This window comes from Paraburkholderia sp. Cy-641 (genome assembly GCF_011752945.1).
Classification (GTDB): Bacteria; Pseudomonadota; Gammaproteobacteria; order Burkholderiales; family Burkholderiaceae; genus Paraburkholderia.
The window spans coordinates 57,647-80,549 of record NZ_VWWM01000038.1; the positions used below are offsets into that span (position 1 = coordinate 57,647).

Consider the following 22,903-nt stretch of genomic DNA (forward strand, 5'->3'; position numbering starts at 1 on the left):
CTCCACGCGGCCGAGGCTGGGTGATTCGACTGCGGGCATATCGCGCAGATCGGTTTGCGCGATATGCCGCGATACGCCGCGCTATGCAGCCCACGACTTCGGCCAATGCCGTCGTGCTGAGAGCTTCGAGCTCGCACGGGCCGCATGCAGCGCCGAAGCATTCACCACTCAGGCATACGCGGTCTTGCGCGTCGACACGAACACGAAATAACACACCGCTCCGATCGCCAGCGAAGGCAGCGTTGCGCCGAGATTCGGCAGCCATTGATTGATCACCTGATACGAGGCGATGCCGATCGCCCACGCGACGAACGCGCTCAGATGCCAGCCGCTCGAGAAGCCGTAGCGGCCGCGCAGGTCGGCGAGCACCGTGGCGTCGATGCGGCGTTTGCGCACGATAAAGTGATCCATCAGCACGACGCCGAACAGCGGCGCGAATACCGAGCCGATCAGCAGCAGGAAGTTCTGATACTTCGCCATCGGCACGAGCAGCGCGATCAGCGTGCAGAGCGCGCCGAACGCGGCCGACAGCAGCGGCACGCTCGCTCGCGTCCAGAACGTGCCGGTCGACACCGCGGCCGAGTGGATATCGGCGAATGCGTTGTCGATTTCGTCGATCAGGATCAGCAGCAGCGCAAAGCCGCCGCCCGCTTGCGCGAGCGCGCTCGTCAGCAGCGCGTCGCCGCCGCCCGCCGCGAGACCGTAGATCGCGCCGAGCGCATAGAACCAGATGTTCGCGATGCCGTAGCCGTACAGCGTGCCGCGAAACGTCTCGCCGGCGCGGCGGCCGAAGCGCGTGTAGTCGGAAATCAGCGGTAGCCACGAGAGCGGCATCGCGACCACGAGGTCGATCGCGCCGCCGAACGACATCTCGCCCGTGCCGGGGCGCTGCATCAGGTCCGCGAGATGGTGGCGCGCGAGCAGGTTCCACGTGAGCCATGCGGCGCCCGCGAGCAGCAGCCAGATGCCCCATTTGCGCAGAAAGCGCCGCACGAACGACAGCGGCCCGCTGACCGCGAGCAGCGTCGCGAGCGCGCCGAAGAGCACAGTCCAGACGAGCGGCATCGACAGGCCGAATGCCTGCTTCGCGAGCGCGTCGGCGGAATCGCGCATCACGATCACCTCGAACGAGCCCCAGCCGACCAGCTGCACCATGTTCAGCACGGCCGGCACCGACGCGCCGCGCACGCCGAGCGTCGGACGCAGCGACGACATCGCCGCGAGCCCGGTGTCGGTGCCGATCACGCCCACGAGCGCGAGCAGCACGACGCCGATCACGCTGCCGAGCGCGATCGCAATGAGCGCGTGCGGCAGCGATAGCCCCGGCACCAGCAGTGCGCCCGCCTGCGCGACGAGCAGGCCGATGCCGAGGGAGAACCAGAGCGCGAATGCGTCGCCGGTACGGAAGGCGCGGCGCGCGTCGGGCACCGGCGTGAGCGGCGCGTAGGTGGAGCCGGTGTCGCCGGCGAGGGGTTCTTGTGCCATCTGATGTCTGTTCCTGTTGGTGTCGCTGCCTGTCGTTCTGCCGAGCTTGGCCGATGCCGCTTGCCGCGCTTCGGGCCCGGCATTCTGCCGTATCGTCTTGCCGTATCGCTGTGCCGTATCGCCTTGCCGGTTATCCACGCCGCGATTTACTCCGGCGCTCCCCTCAGGCATGCCTCGCCCGCGCCCACGCGATACGCCGCTTGCGCGAACCGATGCGCCGGCTCCGCGACACCCGGCCTTCGCCCGGACGCCGTCGCTGTCATAATGCAGGACGTTGCCCGTGGCTTGGCCGGCGGGCGTTGCGCTTGTCCGGCCGGCCGCCGCGTTCTCGCGGACCGCGCCCGGGAAGAACCCGCAAGGGCCGGGGCACCGCCTCGAAAAGCCCGGAAAGCCGAGATTATCCCCAAAACGTCATGTTTGAAGAAACCCGTGCCAATGTTCCGCTCGCCGAACGCCTGCGGCCCCGCAATATCGACGAAGTGATCGGCCAGGCGCATCTGCTCGGGCCGAACAAGCCGCTCAGGGTCGCGTTCGAATCCGGCGAAGCCCATTCGATGATCCTCTGGGGGCCGCCCGGCGTCGGCAAGACTACGCTCGCGCGGCTCATGGCCGATGCGTTTCATGCTCAGTTCATCGCGCTCTCGGCGGTGCTCTCGGGCGTGAAGGATATCCGCGAGGCGGTCGAGACCGCGCAGATTCATCGCGCGAACGGGCATCAGACGCTGGTGTTCGTCGACGAGGTGCATCGCTTCAACAAGAGCCAGCAGGACGCGTTCTTGCCGCACGTCGAATCGGGGCTGTTCGTATTCGTCGGCGCGACGACCGAGAACCCGTCGTTCGAGGTCAACAGCGCGCTACTGTCGCGCGCGGCGGTCTACGTGCTGAAGAGCCTCACCGACGACGAGCAGCGCGAACTGCTCGAACGCGCGCAGAAGGAGCTCGGCGGCCTCACGTTCACCGACGAAGCGCGCGCCGCGCTGATCGGTTCCGCCGACGGCGACGGCCGCAAGCTGCTGAACAACCTCGAAATCGTCGCGCGCGCGGCCGCGCAGCAGAAGACCCGCGAGATCGACGGCACCTTGCTCGGCAGTGCGCTCGCCGAAAACCTGCGGCGCTTCGACAAGGGCGGCGACGCATTCTACGACCAGATCAGCGCGCTGCATAAATCGGTGCGCGGCAGCAGTCCGGACGGCGCGCTCTACTGGTTCTGCCGCATGCTCGACGGCGGCGCGGACCCGCGCTATCTCGCTCGGCGCATCGTGCGCATGGCGTGGGAAGACATCGGTCTCGCCGATCCGCGCGCCGCGCGCATCGCGCTCGACGCCGCCGAAACCTACGAGCGGCTCGGCACGCCCGAAGGCGAGCTCGCGCTTGCGCAGGCGATCATCTATCTCGCGGTCGCGCCGAAATCGAACGCCGGATACAACGCGTACAACGAGGCCCGGCGCTTCGTCGGCAAGGACCAGTCGCGCGCGGTGCCGGTGCATCTGCGCAACGCGCCGACGAAGCTGATGAAGGAACTCGGCTACGGCCACGACTACCGTTACGCGCACGACGAGCCCGATGCGTACGCGGCCGGCGAGACCTATCTGCCGGACGGCATGCGCGATCCGCGCTGGTATCAGCCGACGCCGCGCGGGCTCGAAGGCAAGATCGGCGAGAAGCTCGCGCGGCTTGCCGATCTCGATGCGCAGTGGCGCGCGGAGAACAAGGCGAAGAAGGGGTGAGCCACTCGCCACACCTCGCTTTCCGGACGTTCCGGCCGCCCGTGCCGGTGCGTTAAAATCGCGCTTTCATACAACGAACACCCGTCCCATCCCATGCTCGACATCCAGCTGCTGCGCAAAGACCTCGACGGCGTCGCCAAGCGCCTCGCCGACCGCGGCTATACCCTCGACGTGGCGGCTTTCGCCGCGCTCGAAGCGGAACGCCGCGACACCCAGACCCGCACCGAAGAAATGCAGGCGCGCCGCAACAGCCTGTCGAAGCAGATCGGCGCGATGAAAGGACGCGGTGAGGACACCTCGGCGGTGATGGCCGAAGTCGGCGGCATCGGCGACGAGATGAAGGCGTCGGCCGTCAAGCTCGACGAGATCCAGAAGCGTCTGTCGGACCTGTTGCTCGGCGTGCCGAACCTGCCGCACGAGAGCGTGCCGGTGGGCCGCGACGAAGCGGACAACGTCGAAGTGCGCCGCTGGGGCACGCCGCGTCAGTTCGATTTCGAGGTCAAGGATCACGTCGATGTCGGCACGCCGCTCGGCCTCGACTTCGAGACCGGCGCGAAGCTGTCGGGCGCGCGCTTCACGATGCTGCGCGGGCAGATTGCGCGGCTGCATCGCGCGCTCGCGCAGTTCATGATCGACACGCACACGCAGCAGCACGGCTATACCGAGATCTACACGCCGTACATCGTGAATCCGGACATCCTGTACGGCACCGGCCAGTTGCCCAAATTCGCGGACGACATGTTCCGCGTCGAGAAGGGCGGCGGCGAAAACACGGTGACGCAGTATCTGATCTCGACCTCGGAAATTTCGCTGACGAACACGGTGCGCGAGAGCATCGTCGAAGCGGACGCACTGCCGATCAGGTTGACCGCGCATTCGCCGTGCTTCCGCTCGGAAGCGGGCTCGTATGGCCGCGACACACGCGGCATGATCCGCCAGCATCAGTTCGACAAGGTCGAGATGGTGCAGATCGTCGCCCAGGAAGCGTCGTACGATGCGCTCGAACAGATGGTCGGCCACGCCGAGACGATTCTGCAGAAGCTCGAACTGCCATATCGCGTGATCACGCTGTGTACCGGCGACATGGGCTTCTCGGCCACGAAGACCTACGACCTCGAAGTGTGGCTGCCCGCGCAGAACACGTACCGCGAGATTTCGAGCTGCTCGAACACTGAGTCGTTCCAGGCGCGGCGCATGCAGGCACGCTATCGCAATGCGCAAGGCAAGCCCGAACTTGTGCATACGCTGAACGGCTCGGGGCTCGCGGTGGGCCGCACGCTCGTGGCCGTGCTCGAGAACTTCCAGAATGCCGATGGTTCGGTGACGGTGCCGGCGGCGTTGCGTCCGTACCTCGGCGGCGTCGAGCGGCTGGAAGTGCCGGCGGCCTGAGTGCGTGATCGGCTGGTGCAGCTGTTGTGAGTGGCGTGTCGTTCGGCGTCGTCGTGTGGTTCGATTGCGCCGCAACGGCTTGCTGCCTGCCCGCCTGTCGGGCTTTTCTAAAAAAATTTTCGGCGAAGGGCTTGGAAAACAGGCTCGAGCTGTTCTATAATCTTGTTCTCCCAAGCAACGACCCGCTTGGATCTGGCGAAGCAGTAGCAGGAAGTTGAAGTCGCACTGCGAGTTGGAATACCCGGAAAGGTGGCAGAGTGGTCGAATGCGCTGGACTCGAAATCCAGTGTACGGTTATACCGTACCGTGAGTTCGAATCTCACCCTTTCCGCCAAATTAGAAAACCCCGTAAGCCTCAGGCTTACGGGGTTTTTGCTTTTTAGTCTCCAGTTCCTGGCGCATCACCTTGCTCGATTCGAGGTGGTGTTGCGTTTAAAAACTGCTGGAAACCAGAGACCGCCTCATCAAAACGAAGCACAAACACGAACCACGCGTCTAGCTCGCCTCTGCGCGCTTGAGCAGGCTCCGATGCACCTCCAGCGCATTACGCTCGACCCAGTTGTGCTGAAGCAACCCATCTTCGCGGACATGAATCACCGCGGTCCCGGTCATGTAAATCGGCGACCCGCACGGCTCGGCGCCCATCACGCCGTTGTTCTTGCCCGTGACCGCCCAGCGGGTCGCGACACGGTCTCCCGCTTCGTTCTGAAACATCTCGACGATTTCGAAGTTGAAGTCGTCGATCGAGGTGAGGAACGCGCCGACCCACTGTTTGAACGTTTCGCGAGGGCCGATTACCGTGCCGCCCGATGTGATCGCAAAGTCTTCCGCGACGAGCCGATCGGCGGCCTCGGGATTCTTGCCTTGCCATACTTCTCGCCAGAAAGCCTCGACGATCGAAACAGAATTTCGCTTGCTCATTTTTTCTCCAGTAAAACGAGGTGATGAGGTAATATCCGCCTCTATAATGAAGAAATCAAACGAATAAGACTTATAGGATCAAGTAGCGATACTTATAGATAGATGAAACTTCCCGACCTCGAAATGGACCTGCTGAGAGCTTTTGTCGCCGTTGCCGAGGCGGGCAGTTTCACGGCCGCCGCGGAACGGGTCGGCCGCACGCAATCGGCTGTCAGCCAGAAAATTCTTCGTCTCGAAGAGGCGCTGCAGATGCGCGTGTTCGAGCGGACCAGCCGCTCGCTCACGCTGACGCGCGACGGCGAGCGCGTTCTGGTTGCCGTGAGGCGGCTGCTCGATCAATACGAGAGCTTTCTGCGCGAAGTATTCGAGCCGCCCAACGTGTCTGTTCTGCGGCTTGGCGTGGCGGAAAATCTGCTACAGGCGCAGTTGCCGAATTTTCTCGCGCGCCTGAAGAGTCTCTACCGCGACGTGCAGCTCGAGCTGACGACCGATTCGAGCCAGCACCTTCTGAAAGCCCTCGAACAGAAAAAGCTCGATGTCGCCATCGTTGGGGTCATCGGCAAAACGTCGGCGCGGCGTAGCCGGGTCGTCTGGAGCGAGCCGCTAGTGTGGGTCGCCGGAGCCGGTTTCCGCGACGAACCCCGCTATCCCGCGAAGCTCGTCATGATGCAGCCGCCCTGCATCTATCGCGAGATCATTGCCGACTCGCTCGCGTCGGCGCGGCGCGAATGGACCCCTACCTGCACGGTCAGCAATCTGGGCGGCATGCAGGCGGCGATCCTTGGCGGCTTGGGGGTGACGGTGCTGAGCCGCTCGCAGGTGCGGGACGGCATGCGGGTCATGCCGGCGTCGAGAAACTGGCCTGCGCTACCGCCGATCAAAGTCGAAGTAATGGGCGACCGGACCGAAATTCAGCACATGATCCCGCCGCTCGTTTCGCTGCTCCAGGAAAGCCTGGAAATGGGCCTCGCAACGAACCTGGAAACGTCGTCGAACCCGGCGCAGGCCCGCTGATTCCGCCAGCCTCGGTCGAGGCTGGCTGGCCCACACCACGAGGCTCGAATCCGCGTTTCGAGTCCCGCGGCGGCGGCCCTCACGCCACCTTGAACCCTTCCATCAACTCGCTCAAGGCGCGCGCCTGATCCGCCAGCGATGCCGCCGCCGCCGCGCTTTCCTCGACGAGCGCCGCGTTCTGCTGCGTCACTTCGTCCATCTGCGTGATCGCGAGTCCCACCTGCTGAATCCCGTCGCTCTGCTCGCGCGAAGCCTGCGCGATCTCGCCGACGATGCCCGTCACGCGTGCAATCGCCGCCTCGATCTGCTGCATCGTGCCGCCCGCGTCTTCGACGAGGCCCGCGCCGCGTTCGACGCGCGAGGTCGAATCGGCAATCAGCGCGCCGATCTCGCGCGCCGCGGCCGCCGAGCGTTGCGCGAGGCTGCGCACCTCGCCGGCCACCACCGCGAAGCCGCGGCCTTCGTCGCCGGCGCGCGCGGCTTCGACGGCCGCGTTGAGCGCGAGGATATTCGTCTGGAACGCGATGCTCTCGATCGTGCCGATGATGCCCGTCATCTGCGCGGAACCCGTGTGGATCGCGCGCATCGTTTCAATCATGCTGCCGACCGCGTCGCGGCCGTGCGCGGCGAGGTCCGACGCGCCGCGCGCGAGTGTGCTGGCCTGCTCGGCATGGCTCGCGTTGAGCTGCACGGTCGCGGTGATCTGTTCCATCGCGGATGCCGTTTCGCCGAGCGAGGCCGCCTGTTCCTCGGTGCGTTGCGAGAGGTCCTGATTGCCCGCCGCGATCTGCTGCGTGGCCGAGGCGATCGCCGTCGAACCCGAGCGCACCGACGTGACCGTGCCGAGCAGACGCGCCTGCATCGCGGCGAGCGCGCGCAGCAGCGTGCCCATTTCGTCGTTCGCGTGCGCCGCCGCGCGCGTGCGCAGATCGCCCGCCGCGATCGCGTCGAACTGATGCAGCGCGCTCGCGAGCGGCGTCATGATCGCGCGGCGCAGCGAGCGCCAGCTCAGGAACGCGACCGCAAGCGCCAGCACGATGCTTGCCGCGCAGGTCGCGAGCATCGCGCGAAAGAGCGCGTTGGAGCGCGCGCCGGCCTCGGTCGCCTGCGCGTCGAGATAGCTTTCGAGCTTGCCCTGGCTCTCGTTCATCGCGCTGTAGAGCGCGATCAGGTGCTGCGCGCGGCTTTCGTCCATCCAGCCCGTGTCGCCGCCGCGGATCGCCTCGATCAGCTTGTCGATGCCGTCGTGGCGCACGGCACTGCGTTTCGTGTCGAGGTCGGCGGTGAGGGCCGCGAGTTCGGCGCTCTTCGGCAAGGCGCGGAACTCGGCCCAGTGACGGTCGGATTCCACGAGCAGGCTGTTCGCGCGATCGAGCTGCATCGCAAGCTGCGGCGAGTGCGGATTGGCCATCGCCCAGTCGAGCCCGTAGCGAGCGCGCGACATCGCCGTGCCGGACTTGCCGAGCACGACGACCGACGCGTAATGCACCGCATAGGCGTCGCGCTGCGCGCGATTGCTTTGGGCCATGCCGACGATGCCGATCGCGCCGGTCGCGATCAGCAGCAGGGCGAGGAACGCGATCGTGGCGGCGATGCGTGCGTTGAGCGTGAGATTTTTCATCGGAAGGGAGCGTTCGGGTTGCCGTAATCGTCGTCTCGTTCCTTTAATGAAACAAAACGACACCAATGGAATGAATAACGGCATATAACGGCATTTCGACGCGATCTATTTAGGCCTGGTGGCGAAGTTAAGGCACCTCGCCGTGGGTCCGCCTGCGGGTCGCCGAGATGCTCGGCCCGCCCCGGCAAGCCGAACGGACTGCTAAGCGATACTGATTTATTCCGGGCTCCGGCGCGACGACGCGTCTCGAATGGTTCACCGCCGCGCAGGTCGTTTTGCCCGGTTTTGCCAGGGGGGCCGCGCGATCCTCTGTACAATTGACACGATCGACCGCTGGCGCGAGCAGGATCGGCCGCTTCGCTCGCGGCGGCACGACGTCGTCGAACATTCGAAATCCATCCGACCCACATCGACTGAATTCATGGCCATTACCTACAAGACTCCCGACGATATCGCGAGGCTGCGCATTGCCGGCCGCCTCGCGGCCGACGTGCTGGCAATGATCGGCGAGCACGTCAAGGCCGGCGTGTCCACCGACGAACTCGACGCGCTGTGCAACGACTACATCGTCAACACGCAGAAGTCGATTCCGGCCAACGTCGGTTATCTGGGCTTTCCGAAGACCGTCTGCACCTCGGTCAACAGCGTGGTGTGCCACGGCATTCCGAACCGCAACGAGGTTCTCGAGGACGGCGACATCATCAACATCGACGTCGCGATCATCAAGGACGGCTATTTCGGCGACACGAGCCGCATGTACTGCGTCGGCCAGCCGAGCCCGGTCGCGCGTCAGCTGATCGACACGACTTACGAGGCGATGGTCGCCGGCATGCGCGAGGTGAAGCCGGGTGCGACGCTCGGCGACGTCGGCCACGCGATCCAGAAGGTCGCGCAGCGCGATGGTTTTTCGATCGTGCGCGACTACTGCGGACACGGCATCGGCCGCGTCTATCACGAGGACCCGCAGGTGCTGCACTACGGCCAGCCGGGGCAGGGCGTGCGCCTGAAACCGGGCATGGTCTTCACGATCGAGCCGATGGTCAACGCGGGCCGCGCCGGCACGAGCGTGCAGCGCGACGGCTGGACCGTGGTCACGAAGGACCGCTCGCTCTCGGCGCAATGGGAGCACATGGTTGCCGTGACCGAGGACGGCTACGAACTGCTCACACCGTGGCCGGACGGCACCGGCCGCTACGAGGCGCCGTGAGCGCGCCGCATGCCAGATTGCAGCGCATGCGGGCCGTATCGAGAGTGGCCTGCATGGTTCGCATGCGAGGCGAACACGTCGCGCGCGCGGCTGTTCTGGTCAATAATAATTTGACTCGCGTGCCGGTTCGGTTAAAGCTACGCGTTAGGGTTTCAAGGGGTTTTTGTCTGCATGAGTCCGTCACTGACCGTTCGCCGCATCACCGCTGAGCAGGGCGCCGTTTTTCGCGAACTCCGTACTGCGTCGCTGCGGGAGGCGCCCTATGCCTTCGGCGCGACACTCGAGGACGCGTTGTCGGCCGACGCCGCCAGCTTCGATGCCACCGCGGCCGAGCACGCGGTTTCGCCGGCCGTCGGCACCTTCATTCTCTACACCGAGGGTCATCCAGCCGGGCTGATCGAAGCGCATTTCGAGGACACCGCGGCGCGCCGCGCGTTCGTCTGCGAACTATGGGTGGCGCCGGCGGTGCGTCATCTGCGCGGTGGCGAACTGCTCGTCGATACCGCGAGCAACTGGCTTGCGAGCGCGAGCGCCACCGAAATCTACGCATGGGTTGCCGACGCGAACCGCAACGCGATGCGCTTTTACGAAGCGCTCGGCTTCGGTCCCGCCGGCGAGCACCGGCGCGTCGTGCGCGCGCCCGAGCAGGCCGAAAGCCTGCTGGTGCGACACGTGAGCGCCACCTCGCACACGCACGGGTAGCGGCGAGCGGCGTGCCAGCAGGCCGCCTGCCTCTGCGTCGCGCTGCTTCGAGATGTCTCCGGCGCGCATGTCCGGTGGGCCAATTTCTTTTGTCTCGTCCACGATTGCGGCCGCGCCACGGTGTTGCCGTCGTTCGCGCATGTCTTGCGCGATATGTCTTGCGCGAGACGTGTGGCGGCGCGTATCGGGCGCTGCGCCGCGCCACGCGCGCGACAGCAGATTCTCCCGGCAAAAAAACTGGCCGGGCGCGTGTACGCCTGTAAAATACGCAAAATTTTTTGCCGAACGCTATGTCGCCCAAGAAATCGCCTTTTTTCGAACTTCGCAGCGGCTCTGTCGACACGCTCATGTTCGTGGTCAAAACGACCGACCTCGACGCGATGCGCGCCGAACTGACGCGGCGCTTCGAGGCGACCCCCGAATTCTTCGCTAACGACGTCGTCGCGATCGACGTGCGGCGTCTCGCCGAAAACGAACGCGTGCCGCTCGTCGACATCGCGCAACTGCTCGACAGCGTGCGCATGCGGCCGGTCGGCGTGGTCGCCCATGCGGCGCAAGCGTGGGCGACCGAAACCGCCTTGCCGCTGCTCGAAGCGCGCGACCGGCGCGGCGCCGCGGCGAAGCAGGGCGACGAAGAGGGCACGGCGGCAAACGTGAGTGCCGGCGTAGCGGCAAGCGCGACAGCAGGCACGGCGGCAGATACCGCGACGAACACCGCAACCGCCACGGCCACCGCGTCCATTGCCGCTGGCGTAGGCACCACGCTCGACCCGGCGGCCGCCGCTGAATCCGCGCGGCTCGCCGCCTCGCCGCAAACCATGGTGATCGACAAGCCGCTGCGCTCGGGCCAGCGCATCTACGCCAAGGGCGACCTCGTCGTGCTCGGTCTCGTGAGCTACGGCGCCGAGGTGATCGCGGAAGGCAACATCCACATTTACGCGCCGCTGCGCGGCCGGGCATTGGCCGGCGTGCAGGGCAATCACGACGCGCGCATTTTCTGCACGTGTCTCGAACCGGAACTGATCTCGATCGCGGGCATCTATCGAACGACCGAGAACCCGCTGCCGGCCGACGTGCTCGGCAAGCCGGTGCAGATCTGGCTCGAACAAGAAAAACTGATGATCGAACCGTTGCGGCTCACCTGAGAGAGGCGACGCGCGTGCTGCCCCGGGGGTAGTCCGGCACACCGCGTTTCACGGGAAAAAGCCGCACATAATTGACGCATTTGACGAACACAAGGTAAGGGTAATGGCAAAAATCATTGTGGTGACTTCGGGCAAGGGTGGCGTGGGCAAGACGACCACGAGCGCGAGTTTTGCATCGGCCCTCGCATTGCGTGGCAGCAAGACTGCCGTGATCGACTTCGACGTCGGCCTGCGCAACCTCGACCTCATCATGGGCTGCGAGCGCCGGGTCGTGTACGACCTGATCAACGTGATCCAGGGCGAAGCGAATCTGAACCAGGCGCTGATCAAGGACAAGAAGTGCGAGAACCTGTTCATCCTGCCGGCGTCGCAGACGCGCGACAAGGATGCGCTGACGATGGAAGGCGTCGAGAAGGTCATCAACGACCTGATCGCGATGGACTTCGAATACATCGTCTGCGATTCGCCGGCCGGTATCGAATCGGGCGCGCTGCTCGCGATGCACTTCGCCGACGAAGCGCTGATCGTGACGAATCCGGAAGTGTCGTCGGTGCGCGACTCGGACCGCATTCTCGGCATTCTCTCGTCGAAGACCAAGCGCGCGATCGAGGGCAAGGAGCCGATCAAGGAGCATCTGCTGATTACGCGCTACAACCCGAAGCGCGTGAACGAAGGCGAAATGCTTTCGCTGACCGATATCCAGGAAATCTTGCGCATCGACCTGATCGGCGTGATTCCCGAGTCGGAAGCCGTGCTGCACGCGTCGAACCAGGGTCTGCCGGCCGTGCACCTCGACGGCACCGATGTGGCCGAAGCCTATAAGGACGTCGTGTCGCGTTTCCTCGGCGAGCAGAAGTCGCTCCGCTTTGTCGATTACCAGAAGCCCGGGCTGCTGCAGCGCCTCTTCGGCACCAAGTAAGGGGGGACGCACGTAATGTCGATTCTTTCGTTTTTGCTGGGCGAGAAAAAGAAGTCCGCGTCGGTAGCGAAGGAACGCCTGCAGTTGATCATCGCGCACGAGCGCGCCGGCGGCCATGCGCCCGCCGATTATCTGCCTGCGTTGCAACGCGAACTGGTGGCCGTGATCTCGAAGTACGTGAAGATTTCCGACGACGATATTCGTGTGAGTCTCGAGCGTCAGGACGATCTCGAGGTGCTCGAAGTCAAGATCGAAATACCGCAGGTCTGATCGTTCCGCGGGTGGGTTTGCCTGGCCGCCGGTGAGCGGCCAGTTTGTATCGCCGCAAATGCGCTGCATGGTGTCGTGTTGATTCAATGCGATGCTGTGCGGCGCTTTTCGTTTGTTGCTTCCCGTTTGTTGTTTGCGCTCGCATAGGCATGCACATGCGGCGGTCATGTAGACGCATCGTGCTGATGCTCATGTGCAGACCTTCTCTCCGAGTCTTCCCTCACCGTTGTCTCGCTGAAACTCCTTCGGTCATCGGCTTTCCGCTTCTCTCCCGCCTGACCCTGGAGGCGCTCGCCGCGCCCGATTCTCCGATCGAAATAATCCGTTGCATTTCAGCGTGCACCGTTACACGCGGCTCGTCAGCCGCCCGGAGCCCTCGCGCATTAAACCGGTAACGCCGCATCCGGTGTTCAACCCAAGAGGGAGATCATGAACAGAACCTTTCGCCTGCTGCTTGCCAACACCGTTCTGATCGCCGCCGGCGCTGCCGCGATGGCGTCGGCTTCGGCCGAGGAAGTCGTCATCGTCGCGCCGTCCGCGCCGCCGCCGGTCCGCTTCGAGGCCGTGCCCGCGCCGCGGGTCGGCTACGTGTGGGATCACGGTCACTGGCGCTGGGATCATGGCCGCTACGTGTGGGTCGTCGGCCACTGGCAGGCCGAACGCGTCGGCTATCACTGGGTGCCGGGTCACTGGGTCGAGCATGGTCCGAACTACCGCTGGATTGCGGGGCATTGGGCGTAACGACCGCAGTCGCGTGCGTGGCAGCGAACGCATGGGCGAACGCGAAGCCGCACGCAAAAACGCATGCATTGGCGACGCGGCGGCGTTCGATACCGCTCGCGTCGCGTCTTCAGCGCATTTTCCCGTTTGATCGATAACACAGGCGTCGGCGATCGCGCGCTTGGGAGTGTGGAGAACTATCCGATGAAAAAGAATCTGCTCGTGCTCGCAGCGCTCGCGGTGATGCTGGCCGGTTGCGTCGTCGTCCCCGCGCGGCCGGTGTATGTGCATGCGCCGCGCGTCGTGGTTTATTGACGCGGGGTGTCGGAGGCGTCGTTCGCGAGGTCTGTCGAGGTTGGCGCGACGGCGTTCGCGGCGGTGTCCGCCACGGTGCTCGCAGCGCCGTTTGCCGGGACATTCGCAGCGCCATTCGTCGCGGTGTTTCGAGTTGCGCTCTCCGGGGCTTGCACCTGTGCGTCCGTTGCCGGTTGCTCGCCGTGAGTGCCGTCGGCTTTGGCCATGGCAGCATCGACCTCGGGGCTTTCTTCCGCCGTCGGCTCGGGCACTTCAACCTTGGGTACTTCAACCTCGGGCACCTCAGGCGCGGGCGCAGGCTGCGGCAACGGCGCCATATAACGCCGCGCCAACGACTCGTACAACGGCGGCGCAAACAGACGCGATACGCGGCTCGCGATCAACGCGGTGGCCATCAGCGAAATCACAAGCGCATGGCCGTCGATCATCTCCATCACGATCACGAACGACGTAATCGGCGATTGCGTGACGGCGGCCAGATAGCCGACCATCGCGAGCGCAATCAGCATCGGCAATTGCATCGAGTCGAACACCATGTGCAGCAGATTGCCGAAACCCGCGCCGATCGACAGCGACGGCGCGAAGATGCCGCCTGGAATGCCGGGCAGGTATGAGCCGATCAGCGCGATCATCTTCAGGAACGGATAGAACACCGATTGCGCGTGTCCGTCGAGCAATCCGCGCGCTTCCGCATAACCGCTGCCGAACGTCGCGCCGCCCGACAGCAGCCCGACGACCGCGATCGTGAAGCCGCATAGCGCGGCGAACGCGACCGGCCGCTCGCCGTGCAACTGGCGCAGCGGCGCCGGAATCCAGCGCGCGGTATTGAGCAGCAGCCAGCCGAACCCGCCGCCCGCGATACCGGTGACGAGTGCCGTGAGCAGCACCGCGAGCGCGAGCAGATCGGGGAAATGCGAGCCGATCTGGATCGTGCCGAAATACGTGTAGTTGCCGTTCAAGCCCAGCGCGACCACCCCCGCGATGATGATCGCGGTAATCAGCACACCGCTCGCGCGTGCTTCGAAGCTGCGCGTCAGTTCCTCGATGGCGAACACGATGCCGGCCAGCGGCGTATTGAATGCCGCCGACAAACCCGCGGCCGCGCCCGCCAGCGCGAGTTGCCGTTCGATCTGCGCGTTCGAGCGCGGATAGAGCCGGCGCAGATTGAACATCAGCGCGGCGCCGACCTGCACGGTCGGTCCTTCGCGGCCGATCGTGAAGCCGCCGAGAATCCCGAGAAACGACACGCCGATCTTGCCGAGCAGAAGCCGCACCGAGAGCAGCCGCGCGCCGTAGGCGCCAGGCTTCGTGTGCAGCGTTGCGATGACCTGCGGAATGCCGCTGCCCTCGGCGCCGCGGAAAAACGTGCGCGTGAGCCACACGGCGAGCGCCGCGACCGCCGGCGTGATGATGAGCGGCGCCCACGTATGCTGTTGCTGCACGCCGCGAAACACGTCGTAGCCCCAGTCGATCAGCCGCGCGTACAGCACCGCGACGAGGCCGACCGCGATCGCGCCGAGCCAGAAAATGCCGTATTGCCGCCACAGGCGTTTCGCGCGGCGCAGGAGGACGGATGGACTGGGAGGGAAGGACCGGGGCATGGAATCGGCTGGCGGTGGGCGGGATCGGACAGGCGTAAAGGAAAGAGTATAAGGCGTACCGCATGGCCCAGGATTTGGGAAAGCCTTTTGAAATGCCATGGGCGGACAGTCTGGGGCGACACTTTTCGCGCCCCCGGTGTAATAGACGGTATTAAGAGACAGACTGTGTCCGTTGCGCGTTTGGCAGGGGTGTGACGGAATCGTCAGCTAAAATGGTTTGAATCTCGAACAACGAACAGTTCCTCAATGAAGCGAGTCCTTATCGTCAAGGTCACTTCACTAGGCGACATCGTGCAGGCACTGCCGGTCGTTGCCGATATCAAGCGCGCGTTTCCCGGCGTTCAGGTCGACTGGGCCGCCGACGAGGCGTTCGCGGATCTGGTGCACTGGAGCCAGGGCGTCGACCGCGTGCTGTGCGCGCCGCTGCGCCGGTTCAAGAAAGCGCGCCGCTGGAGCGATTTCAAGGCAATCTGGGCATCGATTTCCGATCTGCGCGCGCATCGCTACGACTACATCATCGACATTCACGGCGTCTACAAGAGCGCGATCATTGCGTTTCTCGCGCGCTCGTCGAAGCGCATCGGTTACCAATCCCAGGATCTGGGCGAGCGCGGTGCCGCATTCGCGTATACGGGCCGTTTCGGTCCGCGTCCCCAAGGTAATGCGTGGCATGGCATGCGCATCAGCGCGAGCGAGGCGCTCGGCTACAAGGTAGACGGTCCGGCGATCTACAACCTGCGTCTGCCCGAACCGGTCACGCGGCCGTTCGCGCGCACCAAGGCGCCCGTCGCGGCATTTTTTCATGCCACCTCCAAGGACGACAAGAAGTGGCCGCTCGGTCATTGGGTGGCGGTGGGGCGTAAGCTGGGCGAGCGCGGTTTTCAGGTCGTGCTGCCTTGGGGGTCGCCTGGCGAACGTGCCGAGGCCGAGCAGATCGCGGCGCAAGTGCCGGGCGCGACCGTGCTGCCGCAAATGAGCGTGACCGAAGTCGCGCAGATGATCGACGCGTGCGCGCTCGTCGTCGGCACGGATACGGGTTTCGTCCATCTCGCGCACGCGCTGCAGAAGCGCACGGTCATGATCTTCGTGGCGACCTCGCCGTCGCATTGCGGCGTCGAAGCGCCGTTCCGTTCGACCTCGATCGGCGACGGCCGCTCGGTGCCGCCGATCAGTGCGGCGCTCGACGCGATCGACTATGTGCACTCAGGCGCGGACGCGTTTGCGGTGCAGGACGATTCGGCTGCCGCCTGAATTCCGCCGGTTTTCCCCGGGTCGTTTGGCAAACGTTTGCGCCAAAGAAGTGAGGCGCGACGCACAATCCGCTCCTGCGAGCCGGATGGCCTCGTCGCGCCTCTAAAAAACGCCCGCGTCGGGGAACGACGGGCGTAGAGGAATCGCGGGCGTAGCGGAATCGATTACACGCCTGTTAAATCTGTCGCTTTTCGTTGGGCGCCAGGGCGGCGGTCATGCCGTTCTTACACCACGCTCATGCGGTTCCGTCTGCATGCGCGATGCGATCGGGCCTCATTGCAAACTCGCGAGATACCGCGCGCCAAGGTCCCGCTGTCGTGTCTGAAATCGCTGCCGAGGCGCGTGCAGGCGCGCTCGGCGGGGCAGCCGCTATGCCGGCGCGACATCGACGCGCTCAACGCAGTATAGGCGTTGTTTTTCGCCATATCGACGTGCTCGCGCTTCAGTGACAAGTGCTTGTCGAATACGTTTCAGCGGCGTGAATCGGCCCCGCCGGTTCTGTAACACCGCGGTGATTTTCCCTTACAAATGGCAACGTTCACGCGGGGGCGGATCGTGTTCAATCGGGTCATTCGGGGCTTCGACTCGAATCAAACTGACTCGATGGAGAACAACATGAAACGCTTGATTCTGACTCTGGTTGCCGGCACGGTCCTCGCAACGGCACTCGGCGGCTGCGTCATCGCACCGGCGCCGGGCTATTACTACGGCGGCGGAGGCTACTACCATCACGGCTACTACTACCGTTGAGCGCGATGCGCGGCTCGGGTCTGGACTCAGGCCATGAGCATTTCGAATGCGATGACCGCGGCGATGACCGCGGCGATGGCCGCGGCGTTCGCCGCGAGCGCCTCGACGACGATGCCTTTCCAGCTCGCCGGGCGAAAGCGCAGCGCGAGCAGCAACGCGCCGAGCAAGGCCAGCGCGATGATCGTCACGATCTCGGCATTGTGAAGATGGAGGTTCATGCGAGTCTCCCTGTTTTTCGTAGGGTTATGACAGGGAGTATAGGCACGTCGAAAAGACGTACAAGGCGGGGGATTTACCGAGCCGCCTGCCGCCAAGGGCGGAGGGGAGAGGGCGCCGCAAAGGCCGGGTGCGTGAGCGCGTCGGCGGTGATGTCGGCGCGCAGAAGCAGCATGAAGCGGCAGCGCCAAAACAGCCGCGCATGAGTCACGATGCGCGAGGCAGTACGAAAGGGCAGTATGAGAAAAACGGCATACGCGCATCGGCGGAAGAACATTTCCGCCGATGCGCGCCGCGACCTCATTGCCTCATTTCATGAGGCTTTCATCGCGCGTTTCGCGCATGCACAGCACGCCGAACAGGCTCACGGCCGCGGCGACCGACACGTACGCGCCGACCCACGGCAGGCCGCCGTGCGCGGCGAGCACCTGGGCGATATACGGCGCGACCGATGCGCCGAGAATCCCGCCGAGGTTATAAGCGACGCCGGCGCCGGTATAGCGCACGTTGGTCGGGAACAGTTCCGGCAGCAGCGCGCCCATCGGCGCGAACGTCACGCCCATCAGGAACAGCTGGATCACGAGGAACAGCAGCACGAGCAGCGTTTCGCCGCTGCCGAGCAGCGGTGCCATCGTGAAGCCCGACAGGATCGCCGCGATGATGCCGACGATCAGCACCGGCTTGCGCCCGAAGCGGTCGCTCGCGCGCGCCGACAGCGGCGTGGCGAGCGCCATGAACACGACCGCGATGCACAGCAGGCCGAGGAACGTCTGCCGCGGAATATGCAGCGACCCGACGCCGTACGACAGCGAGAACGTCGTCGCGTTGTAGAACAGCGTGTAGCAGACCACCATCGCGAGCGCGCCGAGCAGCGTGGGCGCCCAGTGCTGCGAGAGCAGCGTCGCGATCGGCACGCGCACGCGTTCCTTGCGCTCGATGGCGGCCTTGAACGCGGGTGTTTCGGCGATCTTCAGGCGCACATAGAGGCCGAGCGCGACCAGCACCGAGCTGACGATGAACGGCACGCGCCAGCCCCAGCTGCGGAACTGCTCGTCGGAGAGCGACAGCGCGAGCGCGAAGAACAGGCCGTTCGACGCGAGAAAGCCGATCGACGGCCCCAACTGCGGGAACATGCCGAACCAGCCGCGCTTGCCGGCCGGCGCGTTTTCGGTGGCGAGCAGCGCGGCGCCGCCCCATTCGCCGCCGAGGCCGATGCCCTGGCCGAAGCGCAGGATGCACAGCAGGATCGGCGCGAGGCTGCCGATCGCGTCGTAACCCGGCACGAAGCCGATCAGCGTGGTCGAGAGGCCCATGACGAGCAGCGAGGCCACCAGCGTCGACTTGCGGCCGATGCGGTCGCCGAAGTGGCCGAACAGGAACGAGCCGATCGGCCGCGCGACGAATGCGATGCCGAACGTGACGAACGCCGATAGCGCCTGCGCGGTGGCCGAGCCATGCGGGAAGAATACCGGTCCGATGACGAGCGCCGCGGCGGTTGCGTAGACGTAGAAGTCGTAGAACTCGATCGCGGTGCCGATAAAGCTCGCGAAGATGATTCGCGCGCTGCTGTTTTGCCCGCTTGCAGGCTGAGCCGCGGAAATCGGCGAAATGGACATGCAGGTCTCCCTATGTCGTAAAGCCGTGGGGCGCAATGCGGCTGCTGGAGCAGGCGGCATGCGCTCGCGCGGTGTCCGTGTTGAAATTCTGAGGGCTTGCCCGCCGCGCCGGCGGGTGTGCGGGCGGCGTGAGCCATGCCGGATGCTGCCGGCGCAGGGGATCGGAAATTATAGCGAGCGCGGCCGGCGCGCAGCAATGGCGGCGTAAGGTTGTGGCGGCGCGCGATGCGGCGCACTACCTGGCGCACTACCCGGCGGGGGCGGCAGATTGTCGTAGTCGTACGCGATGCTGCGCGGCGTCGGGCGAAGTGAAGCGCAATGAGGCAACGCGCGATGACGCAATGACGCAATGCATCGCGGAGCAAGGCACGGTAGCGCAGAGTACGGAGAAGCAAGACGCGGAAAAGCAAAACGCAGTGACGCAAAACCGCAGTGAAGCAAAACGCGGTAAAGCAAAACCGCGGCGCAAACGCCTACTCAAGCGATTCCGCTTGCGGCGCGGCCAGCTCGCGCAACTGGAATTTGCCGTTGTCGTTGAAGAGCCAGTCCTCGAACAGTTCGAGCTGACCGCGGCTGTTCAGCAGCTTGCCCGGCGGTAAGGGCAGCGGGGCCGAGCGGCGCAGCGTGGCGAGGGCCGTGCTTTCGGCTTCGTCGTCGCCGTTGGAGCGATAGACCGACGACTCGACGATGCGTCCGTTGCGATCGACCGTAAACGACACCACCACGAGCGAGCGCAGCATCGCCTGCGGCTTGCCTTGCAGCACATACGAGGGATTGCGCTCGACGATGCGCCGCGCGACCGCGTCGCGGTATTGATCGAGCGTCGCGCTGTTGATCGCGGCGAGCGGCGTGTTGACGGTTTCGCGCGGCATCAGCGAGGTGATCGTGCAGCCGGCGAGCACGGCGGCGCTCAGCGCGGCGAGCAGCACGCGCGACGTATGCGACGAGCGTCGGATGCATGGCAGGCATTGCATCGCGCGGCGACGCGGAAGGGCGGGGAGACGGGAAAGCATCGTCGGGGAACAGCGCGAAGAGGGCCTGATTCGATGGTAGTCAAAAACCACCGGTATTCAATCGGCGTTCACCCGCTACGCGGTCGTTGCGTGGTCGCTGTGTGATGTATGGCACGTCGATGTAATGGCCGGAAATATCCGCGAATTGGTCGATGGATCAAACGCGCCTACACTTTGATGGCCTCTTCAACGAGGCATCGGTGGAAGTCTTTTCAGCCCGCTTTACGCGGGCTTTCTTTTGTCTTCGCTGGCCGCCTCACTTGCCGCTTCGGTGGCTGGCGTGGAGTCCGCCAGACGCAGGCGAAAAAAAAGCGAACCCGTCTGCGGGGTTCGCCTTCTGCATGTCCGTGCTGCATGTTCGTGTAATACAGGTCCATGCCGCACGCGGATTCCCGCGAGACCGCAAGCTCACGCCCGCGGCCTCGCCGGGCATCGCTTACTTCAGCGCTTCGCGCGCGGCCTTCACTGCGGCCAGCACCTGCTCGGGCGCCGTGCCGCCCGGATGATTGCGGCTCGCCACCGAGCCTTCGAGCGTCAGATACGAGAACACATCCTCGCCGATCAGATGCGCGACGTTCGGCAATTCGCCGCGCATTTCGTCGAGCGTCAGGTCCGCGAGATCGCAGCCGCGATCGGCGCACACGCGCACCGCGAGCGCGACCGCTTCGTGCGCATCGCGGAACGGCAGGCCGCGCTTGACCAGATAGTCGGCGAGATCGGTCGCGGTCGAGAAGCCTTGCAGTGCGGCGGCGCGCATCGCGTCGGGCTTGACCGTGATACCGGCGACCATCTCGGCGAAGATGCGCAGCGTGTCGGCAACGGTATCGACCGTGTCGAACAGCGGCTCCTTGTCTTCCTGGTTGTCCTTGTTGTACGCGAGCGGCTGGCCCTTCATCAGCGTGAGCAGCGCCATCAGATGGCCGTTCACGCGGCCGGTCTTGCCTCGCGCGAGTTCGGGCACGTCCGGGTTCTTCTTCTGCGGCATGATCGACGAGCCGGTGCAGAAACGGTCGGCCAGATCGATAAAGCCGACGCGCGGGCTCATCCACAGCACGAGTTCTTCGGAGAAGCGCGACACGTGCGTCATCACGAGCGCGGAAGCCGCCGTGAATTCGATCGCGAAGTCGCGGTCGGAGACGGCGTCGAGCGAGTTCGCGCAGATGCCGTCGAAGCCGAGCGTCTTCGCGACCGCGTGACGGTCGATCGGATAGCTGGTGCCGGCAAGCGCCGCCGCGCCGAGCGGCAGACGGTTCACGCGCTTGCGGCAGTCGATCATGCGCTCGGCGTCGCGCGAGAACATCTCGACGTAGGCGAGCAGGTGATGGCCGAACGTGACCGGCTGTGCAACTTGCAGGTGCGTGAAGCCCGGCATGATGGTCGAGGCATTTTTCTCGGCGATGTCGAGCAGCGCCGTGCGCAGTTCGGTCAGCAGTCCGCCGATGCGGTCGATCTCGCCGCGCAGCCACAGGCGGATGTCGGTCGCGACCTGGTCGTTGCGCGAGCGGCCCGTGTGCAGGCGCTTGCCCGCGTCGCCGATCAGCGCGGTCAGGCGCGCTTCGATGTTCAGGTGCACGTCTTCGAGATCGAGTTGCCATTCGAACTCGCCGCGCTCGATTTCACCCTTGATCTGCGCCATGCCGCGCTGGATCGCGGCGAGGTCGTCGGCGGAGATGATCTTCTGCGCGGCGAGCATCGAGGCGTGCGCGAGCGACCCTTCGATGTCGACGAACGCGAGACGCTTGTCGAAGAAAACCGACGACGTATAGCGTTTGACGAGCTCCGACATCGGCTCCGAGAAGCGAGCCGACCAGGCTTCGCCTTTTTTGTGCAATTGGGACGTCATGGTGTTGGGCGGTTAAGCGGCAGTTAAATGGAAACCAGGCCGCAATGAAGCGGCCGTTGATCGGGCGGTAAAGCGGCTGACGGCAAGCCTGGCTGAGTGGCCCGAAGGCCGCGCCGCAGCGAGGAGAAACGACGATTTTAACACCGGGCGTGGGCGCTCAAGACGGGGCAGGAGCACGGCGAACGGCGCAGCGGCGATGGGCGCGCGCTTGAGGCTGCGCCGCGACGGGCAGCCGCCAGCCTACTCCCGCACCAGCACCACCAGCTTCAGATCCTCGCGATGCGCGGGCTTGAACGTGATCTGGTCGTAAACGAGGCGCCCGTCGCGCGGATGATTGAACTCGCGCCGTCCGCCCTCGCGGCCGCCGACGTCCTGCGAGGCCCAGTAACGCGCGAACTCGTCGCTCGCGGCGGACAGCGCATCGATCAGCGCGTGCGTCGGCGCATCGCTCAGATGGCGGATCGAGTCGGCGCGGAATTCGGCCGCCAGCCGCCGCGCGCGCGTTTCCCAATCGACGATCAACGCGCGCGCGGCCGGCTCGGTGAACGTGTAGCGCAGCAGATTGCGGTCGTGCGCGCCGTCGAGCCAGCCGACGAACAGCTCGGCCGCGCGCTCGTTCCAGGCGAGCGCATTCCACTGCCGGTCGAGCACGTAGGCCGGCGAGCTGACGAGCTGCACGGTTTGCAGCAGCGTGGCGGGGGCATCGGCGGCGGCCGGGTCGGGCTCGGCCGGATCGCGCTGCGCGGCCAGTTCGAACAGATAGGCGCGTTCGGCGCGCGAGAGCTGCAACGCGACCGCGATGCGCGCGAGCGCGTCGGCGGAAGCGGACACGGGCCGGCCCTGCTCGATCCACGTGTACCAGGTCGGGCTCACGCCGCACAGTTGCGCGACTTCCTCGCGCCGCAGACCGGGCGTGCGGCGGCGCGGCCCCGGCGGCAGGCCGACCGCCTGCGGCGCGAGCCGCTCGCGGTGGGCGCGGATGAAGTCGCCGAGCGCGCGGGCCGGCGTGGCGTCGAGCGGTGGCGGGTGATCGGCGGTGGGCTGCATGGTCATGCTGGCGGGCTGCGCGTGGAGGGGGTAATAGAGATACCAGAATAATTGCTTAACTTGTACTGGTACATGACCGGCTCTATTGTAGCGGCTGGAAACCCCACGGCGCGTTGCCATCTCACCCTAAC

At 65.2% G+C, this 22,903-nt stretch carries 20 protein-coding genes and 1 tRNA gene; 12 read left to right on the forward strand and 9 right to left on the reverse strand.

Going from position 1 to position 22,903, the window contains the following annotated elements:
* Positions 1 to 168: 168 nt before the first annotated feature.
* Positions 169 to 1,485 carry a putative hydroxymethylpyrimidine transporter CytX gene (gene cytX, locus F3J20_RS20665; RefSeq protein ID WP_167036676.1) on the reverse strand — a complete coding sequence of 439 codons (1,317 nt, stop codon included), beginning with the start codon at positions 1,483 to 1,485 and terminating at the stop codon, positions 169 to 171.
* A 413-nt stretch (positions 1,486 to 1,898) separates the two neighbouring features.
* On the opposite strand from cytX, the gene F3J20_RS20670 reads away from it, so the two are divergent.
* The 3 genes from F3J20_RS20670 to F3J20_RS20680 all read left to right on the forward strand — a co-directional run bounded on the left by F3J20_RS20670 (position 1,899) and on the right by F3J20_RS20680 (position 4,935).
* Positions 1,899 to 3,212, forward strand: coding sequence for a replication-associated recombination protein A (locus F3J20_RS20670; protein WP_167036679.1), 1,314 nt, complete (start codon positions 1,899 to 1,901; stop codon positions 3,210 to 3,212).
* Between the two features lie 93 nt (positions 3,213 to 3,305).
* Positions 3,306 to 4,601 carry a serine--tRNA ligase gene (gene serS, locus F3J20_RS20675; protein ID WP_167036682.1) on the forward strand — a complete coding sequence of 432 codons (1,296 nt, stop codon included), beginning with the start codon at positions 3,306 to 3,308 and terminating at the stop codon, positions 4,599 to 4,601.
* A gap of 243 nt (positions 4,602 to 4,844) precedes the next feature.
* Positions 4,845 to 4,935, forward strand: a tRNA-Ser gene (locus tag F3J20_RS20680).
* A gap of 161 nt (positions 4,936 to 5,096) precedes the next feature.
* Here the strand turns inward: F3J20_RS20680 and F3J20_RS20685 are convergent.
* Positions 5,097 to 5,522, reverse strand: coding sequence for an ester cyclase (locus tag F3J20_RS20685; protein WP_167036685.1), 426 nt, complete (start codon positions 5,520 to 5,522; stop codon positions 5,097 to 5,099).
* A 102-nt stretch (positions 5,523 to 5,624) separates the two neighbouring features.
* On the opposite strand from F3J20_RS20685, the gene F3J20_RS20690 reads away from it, so the two are divergent.
* The gene (locus tag F3J20_RS20690; protein ID WP_167284381.1) at positions 5,625 to 6,536 is read left to right on the forward strand and encodes a LysR family transcriptional regulator; all 912 of its coding nucleotides are present in this window, start codon (positions 5,625 to 5,627) and stop codon (positions 6,534 to 6,536) included.
* Between the two features lie 79 nt (positions 6,537 to 6,615).
* Here the strand turns inward: F3J20_RS20690 and F3J20_RS20695 are convergent, their stop codons facing one another.
* Complete coding sequence (locus F3J20_RS20695) at positions 6,616 to 8,157, reverse strand: methyl-accepting chemotaxis protein (protein WP_167036691.1); 1,542 nt, start codon at positions 8,155 to 8,157, stop codon at positions 6,616 to 6,618.
* Positions 8,158 to 8,578: 421 nt separating this feature from the next.
* On the opposite strand from F3J20_RS20695, the gene map reads away from it, so the two are divergent.
* The 6 genes from map (at position 8,579) to F3J20_RS20725 (ending at position 13,141) form a co-directional block, all read left to right on the forward strand.
* Positions 8,579 to 9,364 (forward strand): type I methionyl aminopeptidase, encoded by a 786-nt coding sequence (gene map, locus F3J20_RS20700; RefSeq protein WP_167036694.1) that lies wholly within the window; start codon positions 8,579 to 8,581, stop codon positions 9,362 to 9,364.
* Positions 9,365 to 9,535: 171 nt separating this feature from the next.
* A complete protein-coding gene (locus F3J20_RS20705; RefSeq protein WP_167036729.1) occupies positions 9,536 to 10,066 on the forward strand; it encodes a GNAT family N-acetyltransferase in 531 nt (176 codons plus the stop codon).
* Positions 10,067 to 10,356: 290 nt separating this feature from the next.
* On the forward strand, positions 10,357 to 11,211 hold the full coding sequence (gene minC / locus F3J20_RS20710) for a septum site-determining protein MinC (protein ID WP_167036732.1): 855 nt from the start codon (positions 10,357 to 10,359) through the stop codon (positions 11,209 to 11,211).
* A 103-nt stretch (positions 11,212 to 11,314) separates the two neighbouring features.
* On the forward strand, positions 11,315 to 12,130 hold the full coding sequence (minD, locus tag F3J20_RS20715) for a septum site-determining protein MinD (protein ID WP_167036735.1): 816 nt from the start codon (positions 11,315 to 11,317) through the stop codon (positions 12,128 to 12,130).
* A 15-nt stretch (positions 12,131 to 12,145) separates the two neighbouring features.
* Positions 12,146 to 12,400, forward strand: coding sequence for a cell division topological specificity factor MinE (minE, locus tag F3J20_RS20720; protein ID WP_094783024.1), 255 nt, complete (start codon positions 12,146 to 12,148; stop codon positions 12,398 to 12,400).
* 429 nt (positions 12,401 to 12,829) lie between these two features.
* Positions 12,830 to 13,141, forward strand: coding sequence for a YXWGXW repeat-containing protein (locus tag F3J20_RS20725; protein ID WP_167036737.1), 312 nt, complete (start codon positions 12,830 to 12,832; stop codon positions 13,139 to 13,141).
* 287 nt (positions 13,142 to 13,428) lie between these two features.
* Here the strand turns inward: F3J20_RS20725 and F3J20_RS20730 are convergent, their stop codons facing one another.
* Positions 13,429 to 15,036, reverse strand: coding sequence for a chloride channel protein (locus tag F3J20_RS20730; RefSeq protein ID WP_240162852.1), 1,608 nt, complete (start codon positions 15,034 to 15,036; stop codon positions 13,429 to 13,431).
* Between the two features lie 246 nt (positions 15,037 to 15,282).
* Here F3J20_RS20730 and waaC point away from each other — a divergent pair, with 246 nt between their 5' ends.
* Complete coding sequence (gene waaC / locus F3J20_RS20735; RefSeq protein WP_167036741.1) at positions 15,283 to 16,287, forward strand: lipopolysaccharide heptosyltransferase I; 1,005 nt, start codon at positions 15,283 to 15,285, stop codon at positions 16,285 to 16,287.
* Positions 16,288 to 16,902: 615 nt separating this feature from the next.
* Entirely contained in the window at positions 16,903 to 17,037 is a 135-nt protein-coding gene (locus tag F3J20_RS32430) for a hypothetical protein (protein ID WP_275691474.1), read from the forward strand.
* Positions 17,038 to 17,063: 26 nt separating this feature from the next.
* Here F3J20_RS32430 and F3J20_RS20740 read toward each other — a convergent pair whose 3' ends face one another.
* From F3J20_RS20740 to F3J20_RS20760, 5 genes are all read right to left on the reverse strand, one after another.
* The gene (locus F3J20_RS20740) at positions 17,064 to 17,255 is read right to left on the reverse strand and encodes a hypothetical protein (RefSeq protein WP_167284382.1); all 192 of its coding nucleotides are present in this window, start codon (positions 17,253 to 17,255) and stop codon (positions 17,064 to 17,066) included.
* Positions 17,256 to 17,561: 306 nt separating this feature from the next.
* Positions 17,562 to 18,869 carry an MFS transporter gene (locus F3J20_RS20745; protein WP_167036747.1) on the reverse strand — a complete coding sequence of 436 codons (1,308 nt, stop codon included), beginning with the start codon at positions 18,867 to 18,869 and terminating at the stop codon, positions 17,562 to 17,564.
* Positions 18,870 to 19,342: 473 nt separating this feature from the next.
* Positions 19,343 to 19,843 (reverse strand): energy transducer TonB, encoded by a 501-nt coding sequence (locus tag F3J20_RS20750; protein WP_167284383.1) that lies wholly within the window; start codon positions 19,841 to 19,843, stop codon positions 19,343 to 19,345.
* A 475-nt stretch (positions 19,844 to 20,318) separates the two neighbouring features.
* Positions 20,319 to 21,725: an argininosuccinate lyase gene (gene argH, locus F3J20_RS20755; RefSeq protein ID WP_167284384.1), complete on the reverse strand. Its 1,407-nt coding sequence runs from the start codon at positions 21,723 to 21,725 to the stop codon at positions 20,319 to 20,321.
* A 240-nt stretch (positions 21,726 to 21,965) separates the two neighbouring features.
* The gene (locus F3J20_RS20760; protein ID WP_167036754.1) at positions 21,966 to 22,778 is read right to left on the reverse strand and encodes a helix-turn-helix transcriptional regulator; all 813 of its coding nucleotides are present in this window, start codon (positions 22,776 to 22,778) and stop codon (positions 21,966 to 21,968) included.
* Positions 22,779 to 22,903: the final 125 nt, after the last annotated feature.